General features: G+C 42.0%; 10 protein-coding genes. 7 read left to right on the top strand and 3 right to left on the bottom strand.

The genetic code is table 11. The features are described from left to right. Together OU792_RS17740 and OU792_RS17735 are read left to right on the top strand one after the other, a co-directional pair. Positions 1–1,414: hypothetical protein (locus OU792_RS17740; protein WP_274670932.1), on the top strand; the 1,414-nt coding region annotated here is incomplete at its 5' end. Continuing rightward, a complete protein-coding gene (locus tag OU792_RS17735; protein WP_134203128.1) occupies positions 1,405–2,013 on the top strand; it encodes a hypothetical protein in 609 nt (202 codons plus the stop codon). The genes OU792_RS17740 and OU792_RS17735, both read left to right, overlap by 10 nt. A gap of 83 nt (positions 2,014–2,096) precedes the next feature. Here OU792_RS17735 and OU792_RS17730 read toward each other — a convergent pair whose 3' ends face one another. Further along, positions 2,097–3,959 carry a DUF4139 domain-containing protein gene (locus tag OU792_RS17730; RefSeq protein ID WP_134203129.1) on the bottom strand — a complete coding sequence of 621 codons (1,863 nt, stop codon included), beginning with the start codon at positions 3,957–3,959 and terminating at the stop codon, positions 2,097–2,099. Between the two features lie 117 nt (positions 3,960–4,076). Between OU792_RS17730 and OU792_RS17725 the strand changes: the two genes are divergently transcribed. Continuing rightward, entirely contained in the window at positions 4,077–4,859 is a 783-nt protein-coding gene (locus OU792_RS17725; RefSeq protein WP_134203130.1) for an undecaprenyl-diphosphate phosphatase, read from the top strand. 111 nt (positions 4,860–4,970) lie between these two features. On the opposite strand, the gene OU792_RS17720 is transcribed toward OU792_RS17725, so the two are convergent. Then, positions 4,971–7,409 carry a prolyl oligopeptidase family serine peptidase gene (locus OU792_RS17720; protein ID WP_134203131.1) on the bottom strand — a complete coding sequence of 813 codons (2,439 nt, stop codon included), beginning with the start codon at positions 7,407–7,409 and terminating at the stop codon, positions 4,971–4,973. Between the two features lie 123 nt (positions 7,410–7,532). On the opposite strand from OU792_RS17720, the gene OU792_RS17715 reads away from it, so the two are divergent. Continuing rightward, entirely contained in the window at positions 7,533–8,567 is a 1,035-nt protein-coding gene (locus OU792_RS17715) for a DUF481 domain-containing protein (protein ID WP_274670931.1), read from the top strand. A gap of 20 nt (positions 8,568–8,587) precedes the next feature. Here the strand turns inward: OU792_RS17715 and OU792_RS17710 are convergent, their stop codons facing one another. Further along, the gene (locus OU792_RS17710) at positions 8,588–10,198 is read right to left on the bottom strand and encodes a helix-turn-helix domain-containing protein (RefSeq protein ID WP_274670930.1); all 1,611 of its coding nucleotides are present in this window, start codon (positions 10,196–10,198) and stop codon (positions 8,588–8,590) included. Positions 10,199–10,329: 131 nt separating this feature from the next. Here OU792_RS17710 and OU792_RS17705 point away from each other — a divergent pair, with 131 nt between their 5' ends. From OU792_RS17705 to OU792_RS17695, 3 genes are all read left to right on the top strand, one after another. Next, positions 10,330–10,905 (top strand): outer membrane beta-barrel protein, encoded by a 576-nt coding sequence (locus tag OU792_RS17705; RefSeq protein ID WP_274670929.1) that lies wholly within the window; start codon positions 10,330–10,332, stop codon positions 10,903–10,905. A gap of 74 nt (positions 10,906–10,979) precedes the next feature. After that, on the top strand, positions 10,980–11,573 hold the full coding sequence (locus OU792_RS17700) for a hypothetical protein (protein ID WP_222584193.1): 594 nt from the start codon (positions 10,980–10,982) through the stop codon (positions 11,571–11,573). A 26-nt stretch (positions 11,574–11,599) separates the two neighbouring features. Then, a partial coding sequence (locus OU792_RS17695) for a hypothetical protein (protein ID WP_274670928.1) occupies positions 11,600–12,140 on the top strand: 541 nt, incomplete at its 3' end.

Below are 12,140 nucleotides of genomic sequence, written 5' to 3'. Positions count from 1 at the left end.
TGGTACGAATTACCGAACAGAATCCCAAGAGCTGATTCTACCATTTTTCGAAAAGAAACCCGATTGGGAGCAATTTCATCACTATTATTTCCCCGATGGACGGGAGGTCTTTGAAACCAGTCTTGAAAATGCGAATAATTATTTCCCATCAGAGATGGCAGAAGCCTTTTCAGGTCAAAATCCGAGCGAAATAATGATCCAAAATATCCTGTTTGTGAGACATACCACTCGGAATCAGTTCAACGTAGTCATTGCTCGGTACTATCCTGGCAATGAAGAATCAAAAATTAATTTCAATGAAATAAGTTATAATCAGATTCCTGTTTTTTGGACAGGTAAGTTAGAACTTTTCACTTACGATGAACGATTCTTTGTCGGATTTGAATTTGAAGAAGGTGAGATGATATCCAGCTACACCAGACAATTACAAATTGGGGATAGAAGGAAAAATGAAGCCGGGATGGATGTACGATGTACCACACGTTATATTCCTGTTTATTACACACTTTGTGTTTCTCAGGAAGGATTTCCGCCGAACTGCACCAAAGAAATAGATTATTTCGTGGAACAAATTTCCTGTTACGGAGCGGATGGCGGAAGACCTAGCTATAGTTACATGGGAGGTGGAAATCCCCGAGAAAGCGATCCTGCCACAGATGGAGGCGGAAAAAACAATACTGACCCGACACCGCCGGAAATGCCGAAGCCTGGAATAATAAACAATTTAACGAATAAATGTGCTGATGGGATTTTCAAAGAAATTAAAAAAACAGGAATCAAATCAAATGAACCTAAAGGTACATTTGCAGTAGATCAGGAAATTTTAAAACTGTTTGATGAATCAACCAAATATGACTATGTAATACAGAATTCCGATAAACCCAATCAAACTACCCCTGTACCAGATATACGCTCAGGTAAAAGTGCTTTTTTAGTAAACTTGAATAATGACTATCTAAGCAAAGCAACTCAATTGTCTATTGCAAGAACAATCATTCATGAGTCAATCCATGCCTTTATTGAATACAAGCTTGTCAATGATGGTGTTTACTATTCTGAATTTACGGATAAATACTCTGATTATTTAAGAAGAAAGAGTTCTGATAGGATGAATAGAGCACAGCATGAGCTTATGGCTGAATATATAGAGGTTATGGCCTACAGTCTAAAGCAGTGGGATAGGGAATATGGCAACGGTAAAATGGGAAAGCCATTATTGGATGACGATTACTATAGAGCTATGGCTTTCGGAGGTTTATTAGCAAATGATCCGCGTCAACAGCCTCCTAGTTTTCCTATTCCTACTGACTCCTTCAAGGCCCTAGTTCCAAAGGCTAGTGATCGGATGAAAATCATCAAAATCATTCAGAATGAACAAGAAGGCAATCAATCAAAAGGAACCAAATGCAACTAATCAAAATAGTATTTATAGGCCTATTGGTAATATTTCCATGGAGTAGGCACCTATCTGCTCAATCCTTGAATGAACAGGAATACAAAGTAATCAATGACCTATTTGGCTGTATGAGAGACTCCGAGAAGTATCATATTTATCAGTATCTAGTTCCTGATTCAGTATTTAAATATTTTATAGGCATAAACCCAGATAATCTTTGGAAACCTGTCTATTTGGACAAGGAAGAGTTTCACGATATTTTGGATAATTTTTCTTTCGATAGCAAGAAAATGGATAGTCTTGATAGACATTCTTACATCTTAGAAAATTCCAAATTAGAACGTGGCATTAAGATTAAGAAATCTCAAAATAAAGGGAAGCTTATATCTAGACCCTTGATTTCAGATAGATATGCGATAATCTATTCCAAAGATTCTTGTATTAGTCATAGGGAAGAGTTCATCATAGCAAAAAAAATGAGTGCAACAGGCACATGGGTCTACTACGGTGATATTCTAATCTCTGAGTCATTTGTTGATCCTTTGATTCCAAAAAACTGGAGATGGAGAAAATTTTGGTGGTCTATCAATATATTCAGAGACAAGTATTGCAATTAATGGTAAAAGAGATGGAGTTAAAATTGGATTTTTTCCTTTAGAATGAAGAAAACAGCGGTCCATGACCGCTGCTTTTTTTGTTTTTAGTCTAAAATAACTTTCTCCCGCTTCGGGTACTTGACTTCGTAGCGGAGATTGAGGACTTCCTGCTCTCCGGGTGGGATTTGGAGCTCCCAACTCACAATTCCGGTCTGGGGATCGAGCTTTCCTTTGCTGAGTTCGGTCGCTTCCACGGAAATATCCGAATTGACCGAAACAGGAATCTGATCCTGCACCAATATGGAAATAGACTGGGATTTATTGTTTCGGATAGTGATGGCATAGCCCCGACTCTCGGTGATATTGGATCCGATGGTTCGCTTTTGTGAAAACTCAGAGATTTTCTCCCGATTGATCAGAATGCTTCGGTCTCTGCCCATGGAGATAGACAGGGTATCTTCCAAGGATCCGGTATTCAGAATGGATCGTCCCACGAAGCCTTGTTCGAAATAGAGGTTGCTTTCCCCTTCCAGGAGGCTATACTGACTCCAATCGCTCAGTTGGGCGATCAAAAAGGCATCATTTTCCAATTTCGGAATCGCTTTGTACTGATACTGCGCCGGGATCTCATAGTTTTTCAACTCCACCCGACTTTTTTCTCCATTGCTGGCAATGCTATAAGGTTCGGTAACTTCTATCTCAACGGTAGTTTGGTTTTCGATAAAAGAGGTGATGATTGGGGATGCATCTCGTCTGGGTTCTGTTGCGTTAGCAGTCAAAGAACGTTTTTCTTTTGATGCGTATCCTGTGACTACCATTTCTTGGAGTACCTGAGTATCAGGGGCCAGGGCCAAACTAAGCGTAGACCGACCATTGATCCCTACTTCTTCTGTTGCATAGCCTACGAATGAAAAAACCAATCGCTCGGCATTCTGAGGCAAGGTTAAGGTATACCGTCCATCCAAGTCGGTGGAGGTTCCGATGGTGCTTCCCTTCACCAAAACTGTCGCTCCAGGTAGGCCTTCCCCATTTTCATCCAAAACCACCCCAGAGATGGTCCCCGGTAGTCGGGGTAAGGACATATCCATGCGTCGGGTCAGTCGGGCATAGTTGAGTTCCCACTTGGGTAGTTCCGGTGCGACGCCGCTTTGATTGGGATTGCCATTCGAAAAGCGGAGCTTGACATCTTTCCAGTCCACACCGGTATTTTGAGAGACTTCCGCCTTGTAGTCGATTTGTATGGGTTCGCTGACGCTATTGACACGGATATCATACTTGGGATACCAACTGGCATTGGCCACCAGGTAATTGAATTCAAAAGTAGCCGTGCCAGCACTCGGAGCCTTTACTCGAATACGGATCTCAGACCGGGCTTCTTCTTCGGGTTCCTGATAGGTTTGGATTTGATTGCGCAACTTTCTGATTTCAGCATCCTGCTTTTTGATTTTGGTTTGGATGCTGATTTCCTCCTTTTTGATTCCTGTGAGCTCCCGCTCAAAAAGAGCAATCGCCTGCTGAAGTTCCGTGATACTTGGACCGGAATCTCTTCCGCCGAGGTTTTTATTTGCCTGCAGCAAATTCGATTTTTCGTTGAGCACCTCAAGCCGGGCTTTGTCTTGCTCTTGCTCAGCTAGGATAGCATTGATTTGTTTGGTAAGATCTTCCACTTCCTTGCTGTAGTCCTTTTCTTGCAAATAATCCATTCGTTTATTCACCGCCTGAATGGTGAAATTGCCCAGACCCTTGACTTGGAGACTCTGCTCATTCAGGTAAGGGGAAAGTCCCTTTATCACCACTACCGACTCACCTGCAGGAATGGAACCGCTCGCCTTTTCAAAAACCTGAGCTCCTTGTAGAAATACGGTGACCTCCTGAATGGAGGATTTCAGGGGTTTTTCGGGGATGTTTTGAGCATTACCGAAACTGAGGCAACAGAAAAAGGCGATCAGGAATAAGAATTTGTCCATGGTACTGAATTTTTAGTAATCAAATAAAAAAATCGTTGATAAGCAATCTCTTCCTGTTAAAAAAAGCTAGGCAGTCGGGCAGGTATTTGTATTTTTGCCCGCAAACCAAAACCAATTATGACGCTTTTTCAATCGATTATCATTGCCGTTATCGAAGGACTGACCGAGTTCTTGCCGATTTCCTCTACCGGGCATATGATTTTGGCCTCTGCAGCCATGGGGATTCACGATGATGAATTTGTGAAGACCTTTGAAGTTTTTATTCAGTTGGGAGCAATCTTGGCCATTGCCTTGATGTATATCAAGCGATTTTTTCGAGGCTTGAAGATTTATTACAAGTTGCTGGCAGCATTTATTCCAACCGCTATCGTTGGACTTTTGGCTTATGATTTTATCAAAGGCTATTTGTTTAATCCAGTGGTGGTATCCGTTTCTTTGATTTTGGGAGGGGTGATTTTGATTTTGATTGATAAAAAAGTGGTCAATCAAACCTCCGACTTGGCAGAAGTGGAGGATATCTCCTATCGAAGTGCCTTTTTCATTGGGCTTTTTCAGTGTCTTTCCATGGTTCCTGGCACTTCCCGTGCCGCAGCCACTATTATCGGTGGGGTTTTCAATGGCTTGGACAAAAAGCAAGCGACGGAGTTCTCTTTTCTACTCGCCGTGCCGACCATGATGGCTGCGGGTGGATATGACCTGTTGAAGTCTGAACTGTCTTTTACCCAAGAGCAGATTATTTTACTCGCTTTGGGCTCTGGGATTGCCTTTATTTCAGCTTGGTTTGCAGTAAAGTTATTTTTGAAATTCGTCTCCAATCACGGCTTTACTGCTTTTGGTTGGTACCGAATCGTGCTGGGAATACTATTTTTGATCTTCATGTGGGGTACGGATTTGGGTTGATTGTAAAATATGGTTAACAAAAAACGGTCAGAATTGTAAAATCAATTTGACAAAACAAAACCCTCCCCAGCTTAGCTGAAGAGGGTTTTTGCTTTTTGTCTTCTGCCTCTTTTATTTCGAAGGCTCAATCTTGTTTTTGTTCTTCACGTACTTATCCAGCCAGGTATCCATTTCATACAGCGTATGCAAAATGGACTCCTTAGCCGCGTAGCCATGGCTTTCGTGTGGAAGGAATACCAAGCGTGCTGTAGCACCATGTCCCTTCAGCGCATTGTAGTAGCGCTCGGATTGGATAGGGAAGGTACCGGAGTTGTTGTCCGCTTGTCCGTGTATCAAGAGAATCGGTGTCTTTACTTTGTGTGCAAAAGAGAATGGCGACATATTGAAATACACCTCAGGTGCTTCCCAATAGGTACGCTGCTCATACTGGAATCCAAATGGGGTCAAGGTTCGGTTGTAAGCACCGCTTCGTGCAATACCCGCCGCGAATAGATCAGTGTGCGAAAGCAAATTGGCAGTCATGAAGGCACCATAAGAGTGTCCGCCAACTCCGATTCGGTTTCGGTCTCCGATTCCCAATTCCACGATGTGATCAATCGCAGCTTCGGCATTAGCTACCAGCTGCTCACGGAAGTAGTCATTGGGTTCCTTATCACCCTCACCCACGATAGGCATCTCAGTTTGGTCCATGATAGCATAGCCTTGAGTTACCCAGTAGATTGGAGATCCCCAGCTGAGTCTGGTAAATCGGTATTTCGAACCTCGAACCTGTGCTGCGATTTCAGCAGACTTATATTCGCGTGGATATGCCCACATCAATACCGGTAGTGGTGAATCTTCTCCCGGAGTAAAACCTTCCGGTGTATAAATCACCGCAGAAAGGTCCAAACCATCCTTTCGCTTGTATTTAACCAATTGCTTGTTGATGCCTTTTAAGCCCTCATACGGATGTGCAAAATTTGTGATTTGCATTGGGGCAATACGCTTTTTGGTGTTGACCATCCAATAGTTAGGCTGGATATCCGTGCTCTCTTTCAAGGTGATAAATTCAGTGGCATCTTCATCGATCACCTTTACCACTCGCTCATAATATGGAGCTTGAGATCTCCAAAGGATATTTTGTTCTTTGGTTTTAACATTGAAAGTAGAAAGGAATGGCATGCTTCCTTCCGGGCTACCTCCTTCAGAATTCATGAAAAGTAGGTCTCCTTTTCTTTTCAATACGCTTCTACCAAAATCATTGGTTTCGTAGATCGGATCTCCCGGATCATTGTAAATATCATCATATGAGCGGTCGATGATCACTTGCTTGCCTTGGGAAGGGTTGGAAGGGTTGATCACAGAGCGGATCTCCCGGCGGGCACCAAACCATCTTTCATTGAGGATGGCGAAATCATCTGTGGACCAGGCAATTCCACCAAAACGCAGTGAAGTAGTGGCTAATTTTTGATTGGGACCATTGAATGGAGCAGCAAGGGTATAGACGATCTCTCGCTCTTCCATATCCACTTTACCATCGCCCCCATCTTGGGCCTCTACCCAATACAAAACGGCACCCTTGTCGGCTCGCCAGTTGATGCTACGAGGACCGGTGACAGTCGCGTCAAAGCCTGTAGGCCGCACCTCATCCAATGGAATCTGAGCAAAGGTCTTTACTTTTTGACCTGCACTGGACCAAATCTCCACGTCGTAAGGGAAACGGCTGGCTGGTACCAGGTAAGAGAAAGGTTTTTTGATGATGTCAACCATAATGTATTTTCCATCTGGGGACAGGTCAAAGGATTTGATCATGGCAGTAGGTCCAACGGCCTTTTTTGTACCATCCAAATTGACAAGCATCAGTTGAGAATCCATGAAATAAGCGAAAAGCTGCTCATCGTAAGGATCCTTAAGCAAATCTTGGTAGGTACGGCTTGGAGCCGCATCCCCTGAAGTTTCCTGAGCGATAGGGCCTGATGGCGCAGAAGGTGCTTGAGGCATAGCACCACGTGAAGGGTTGACCGCTTTGATCAGGATTTGATTGTCAGGAGTCCAAGTCATTACGTTTCCGTAGACATCGTTAAGAATGGCATCGGTGAGTTTTCTGGCTTCAAAAGTGCTCAGATCCACTACCCAGAGACTGATGCCATTCGATTCGGTATTGGTAAAAGCCAAATACTTTTCGTCATTGGAAAGTCCTATGCCGCCGATCGAGGCATTTTCCGGGAGATTTTTGATCTGAATCTCTTCCCCAGAGCGAGTCATCCGAACTTTCAGGTTTTCGATTCCTCTGCTTCGGCTAGGGCCCGAGGTAGCGGGATTGATCCGCATACCGGCAATTCGGAGTTCCGGCTGAGAAAGAGTTTCGATCGAAGGATTGTCTGCACGCTCGAGCATGAGCATCCAATCGGCATTTTCGGAGAAGACCACCGAAGGAGTACTTGGGGCATTGACCAAGTCCGCGATTGCTTTTGGTGGGGTTTGATAGGTAATTTGGGCGAATATGGGTTGACATACCCATACAGTAAATGCCCAAAGTAGTAGGCTTAGTTTTTTGGAAAAATTTTTCATCTGAATCTTTTTTGCCTAATTAAAATAAATTTTCAGGAATGAGATTGAAAAAGTTGCTGTGTGGTCAGAGATTTATTTTGGGAATAGTTTTCGGAGTTTTACTGATGAAGAAAAATTTTGGCTATGAATATTAGAGTGGTCTATTTATTCATATTTAGCTTGATTCTGCTTTTTTTCACAGGAAAAGCGACTGCGCAGGATACGCTCATTACCCGATACGGAGATCTTCTTTTGGGAAAAATAGAAAGGATCACTTCCAGTAAGGTATATTTTAAAACAGCCTACAGAACTACCGCGGTTGATATCAAATTGGAAGAAGTTGCAAGCCTGAGGAGCCCGGAAGGCTTTTTGGTAAATGATGTGCTAAACCAAAACTGGAGGGGTCAATTAATTCTCGATTCTACCCAAGTGAATCTAATTGGCTTACAGACAACAGACTCCCTTTATTATTTTGATCAAAAGGACATCTATGAAATCACAAAAGATGAGAAAAAGCGCTTCAAAGATCGCTTTCGGCTGGGAATAGATCTGGGTTTTGCCCGTGCCAAATCAGAAAATGCCCTTTCAATTTCCGCAGGGCTTCACTCCCGTTATCGCACTCGGCGCTGGGATACTAGCCTTGACTATCAGGATTATGCCTCTGTCATAGGAGAAACCTTGGTATCAAGAACGAGTCTGGATTATAATCTTGCATATATTTTCAAGAGGGAGTGGTTTGTCAATGGAAAAGCTTCATTGTTTTCCAGTACGGAACAAAGCCTGGACCTTCGAAGGGTTTTTTCAGCAGGACTAGGGAAAAATCTGATCCATCGAGAAGACAAGATTCTATCCTTTATGGGAGGAGTAGTATCGAATCGAGAGCGATTTAGCTTTAGGGCAGAGGAGTTTTCCAGCTTAGAAGGAATATTTTTTAGTCATTTGTCGGGGAAGTTTTGGGACAAGGTGAACCTCAATTTGGATTGGGCTGTTTTCCCAAGTTTCTCTGAATTAGGTCGTGTTCGGAATACATTTGATTCTTCTCTTAGTTATCTCTTTTTGAACCACTTCAATATCGGGATTCATTATGTCCTGAATACAGATAACAGACCACCAATAGAAACTGAAAATCGTGATTTTATCTTGGTGATCAAATTTGGGTGGACATTTCAAAAGAGGTAATAGCTAATCTGGCTTTGCCATCATTTATCAATTAGCTCCTTTTTGATGTATTGGGAGGAATAGCCGACAGTTTTGGCGACCTCTTCCATATCTATTCCTTTATTTAGTAGCCTTTTTGCCTCTTCCAATTTTACTTTTTTGAGGAATTTTCCAGGCGTGGTTTTGAATTGCTTGAAGTTTCTGTTGAGCTGAACGGTATTGGTGTCCAAGTAAGAAGCTAAGCCTTCTATAGTTTGAATTTTCTCGGATAGTATTTTGGCTTTCAGTTCTTCCAGACTCCATTCATTTTTGGATGCATACTGTGGATTAAACAGCAGCTCTTTTCTTCTTTTTCTAAAAAGAATGAAACCGATCAGAAAACCAAAAACAGCCAAGGCCCCGCCAATCAGCCAAGTGGATTTTCTTTCACTTACAGGTACTTGCAGGGTGTTGAGTAGATTTGGCAGGTAGGATTTTTCAATTTCATAGGTATTGAGCTGGTAGAGCCCATCGACAGCACCTACATAAAGAATTTCTCCATGGAGCAAAAGCGCTTCCCGATTGAATTCTACATCTGGAATAATGGGAATAGGTCTTGGATAATCGGGGATCAAGACAAAAAGGCCATTTTCGGTTGCAATCCATAAATTGTTGAAATCATCTAAAGATGTCATCACCGAAAAGGGGGTATCTGCAAGCTGAAAGGCTTCGGGCTTATCAGGATTAATTTCATAAACACCATCGTCCGAACTAAATATCAGGCGATTGCCTACCGGGTAGATATCGTTGATGATACTTGGGACTTGAGCTAAAGTGTCAACATATTCACCATCCCAGCTTAAGCAAACCCCTTGGGAAGTCGCAAAAACCAAATTATTTCCAAATCCCTCCAAATCAAGGTACTCCAGTCCTTGATGAATGGGTTGGAGCTCGAAGCCAGGTAGGATTTTCGATACTGATTGGGTGTAAAGGGCGTAGTTTTCTCCTTTCCAGGATAGGACTTTTCTTGCTTTTCCAGAAAAAAGATTCGTAGCATTTGGAATGCTGTGTGTCGAGTCAGGAGGGAAAAACAAGCTTATCTCATCCCAAGCAATGTAGTATTGGGAGTCAATTTTCGTAAGAGGTCCATTTGAATACTCGGGGTTTTCCAGTTCTACACTATCGTTTACAAATATTCCCGAATAAGTCAAAATGACTTTCAAGCTATCTTCTATATAAATATCCCGAATAGACTTGTTGTGGTAACTTCGGGTGTAATGGTCCCTGATTTCATACTCAAATAATTCACTTCCTGTTGCAATGAAAAACCGAGACCCACTGCGAGCAGCCGTGGCAATAAATTGTCCCCTTTGGGGGATTAGTTCTTTGATGGAATTGATATCGAAGAGCTCTGAATTGGGGATAAAGTCGGACTCGAAAAACGTGTTTTTGTAAAAGACGTAGGGTTTCGAAAAGTTCTCTTGGATTTCGACCCAATTATCCCCTTCCAATTGGTATAAAGCGAGAGTGGTCTTTGCAAAAACCGTTTCCCGTGCCTCGAATACATTCTGTACCGGACTTGAAAACTGATGCTTGTTTACAAAGAGCGTGTCTTGTGAATACAGTGGTGTCCCAATCAAGAAAAACCAAATAATTCCAAAGCAGAAGCGCATTTTTTTGATAAATAACACTTAAAAATAACGCTTTTTATAAAAAAAACATTATCTGTTATTTTTTTCAAAGCGAAAAGTGCAGCAGTTATTCTGGGAAAGTCGAAATTTCTTAAAATCTAAATTCAAAAACTATGAAAAAGCTTTTAGCTACAACATCAGTGGTTTTCATGCTTGTTTTTTCTCTTCAAGCGCAAGTAACCATCAAACCAGGTGTGGGTGTAAACTTCACCAATGTATCGGGCGGATCATTCGATGATTTAAAAGGTAATCCCGGGTTTCAATTTGGAGGTTCCGTAGCATTCGGAGAAAAATTTTATTTCGAGCCGGGTGTCTTCTACCAAACTGAATCTGTCGAAGTGACTAGTGCGAATAATCCTTTTCCTGTCACAGATGGGAACTTCAAGGGATTTAGGGTACCGGTAGCAGTCGGATTAGAGGTACTAGGAGATGCAGATTCTTTTGCAGGACTTAGGATTTTTGGAGGAGCATCCGGATTCTTTGTGACTAGCGTCAGCAATGAATTCCTGAGTGAAGATGATTATGCATCTCCTAAATGGGGTGTATTTGCCGGGGCAGGGGTGGATATTGCTATTTTCTATGTGGATCTGTCTTATCAATGGTCTTTGACAAACATTACTACCGACGTAGCCGATGTTGAATTGGGAAAGTCTAATGGTCTATTTCTGACTGCTGGATTGCGATTCTAAATAAACGTCAGTTTTCTACGATTCTAACCACTAACCTCAACGGAGCTGGCTGTTGCTAGCTCCTTTTTCGCTTTATGAAAAATATCGATCTCAGAATTTTAATTGGTTTTCTTGTTTTGTTTGGCTGTAAATCCAGCAGTTCGGTAGAAGAAATTTCTTCTGAAATTTCAGCCATACAGGTGATTTCTGATACTACCAGAGAAGAAAGCCCCTATTCTCAAAACGATCAGGAAAATATCAAAAGGTTAATCCAAAAGACTTTGACGGATATCTTCAAGGAAGATTTGGAAAAAGGTTTTTTGGATTCGCTTAGCAGGCAATTTAAATATAGCCAAGTGGACCTTAATGAAGATGGAAATTTGGAGATTTTGGTCGGATTGACCGGACCTTATTTCTGCGGATCAGGAGGTTGTACCGTTTTGCTACTTACCAGCCATGGAGATGTGATCACCCGCTTCTCTGTAGTAAAATATCCAGCCTATGTAGATTCAGAAACTACAAATGGCTGGAGAAACCTGATTATGTATAGTGGAGGTGAAAATAGGGTTGTGAAATTCGAAGGAGAGACTTATCCATCTAATCCTTCCACGTTACCTGTTTTTGAAGGTGATGTGGATAACTTGAAGGAATTGTTGGATTGGGAAAATCAAGAGGCATTTACTTATTAAAACTCATTAAAAACTGAGTAGCTAGCATGAGAAAGTTTTACGCTAAGCCCTTTTTATTACTTTTTTGTTGCCTTGGGATCTTATTTGAATCCTTCGGTCAAAATCGAATTATTGTTAACCCATCTTTTGAAACGGGTTCAATCGTACCTCATAATAATGTGGCTTATCCGGCTTCTCAAGCTGCTCCGAATCCTCAGATTGATGGTTGGTATTCTACCCACCCAACTTTTAATAATAATCAATTTCCGATTGAACACTGGCGGTCTGGATTTAATAATGTTCCTGCTCAGCAAGGAGACTATTTTGTAGAATTGAATGTTTCTCAATCTTCTCGATTATATCAAATAGTTTATTTGGTGAATGGAGAAACCTTTAATTGGGAATATTATCATCGTCAACGGATTGCTGGCGCCACAGAGCAAATTGAGTATTCCATCTATAGCCAAAATGGAAACACTAAGCTTTTTACACTAGATACTCATACTGCAACAAGCACTTCTTCATGGGATCGCAGATCTGGAACCTTCACCTTCACAGGAACCACCGGAGTTTATCAAATTGGGTTTG

The sequence above is a fragment of the Algoriphagus sp. NF genome (assembly GCF_028823735.1).
In the GTDB taxonomy this organism is placed as follows: Bacteria; Bacteroidota; Bacteroidia; order Cytophagales; family Cyclobacteriaceae; genus Algoriphagus; species Algoriphagus marincola.
The sequence above is the reverse complement of the archived record's forward strand: the minus strand, read 5'-3'. Positions and strand labels throughout refer to the sequence as shown.

Excerpts from the sequence above, each read along its gene's own strand:
- OU792_RS17735 (WP_134203128.1), top strand. The coding sequence starts at position 1,405 with ATGCAACTAATCAAAATAGTATTTATAGGCCTATTGGTAATATTTCCA.
- OU792_RS17730 (WP_134203129.1), bottom strand. The coding sequence starts at position 3,959 with ATGGACAAATTCTTATTCCTGATCGCCTTTTTCTGTTGCCTCAGTTTC.
- OU792_RS17725 (WP_134203130.1), top strand. The coding sequence starts at position 4,077 with ATGACGCTTTTTCAATCGATTATCATTGCCGTTATCGAAGGACTGACC.
- OU792_RS17720 (WP_134203131.1), bottom strand. The coding sequence starts at position 7,409 with ATGAAAAATTTTTCCAAAAAACTAAGCCTACTACTTTGGGCATTTACT.
- OU792_RS17715 (WP_274670931.1), top strand. The coding sequence starts at position 7,533 with ATGAATATTAGAGTGGTCTATTTATTCATATTTAGCTTGATTCTGCTT.
- OU792_RS17710 (WP_274670930.1), bottom strand. The coding sequence starts at position 10,198 with ATGCGCTTCTGCTTTGGAATTATTTGGTTTTTCTTGATTGGGACACCA.
- OU792_RS17705 (WP_274670929.1), top strand. The coding sequence starts at position 10,330 with ATGAAAAAGCTTTTAGCTACAACATCAGTGGTTTTCATGCTTGTTTTT.
- OU792_RS17700 (WP_222584193.1), top strand. The coding sequence starts at position 10,980 with ATGAAAAATATCGATCTCAGAATTTTAATTGGTTTTCTTGTTTTGTTT.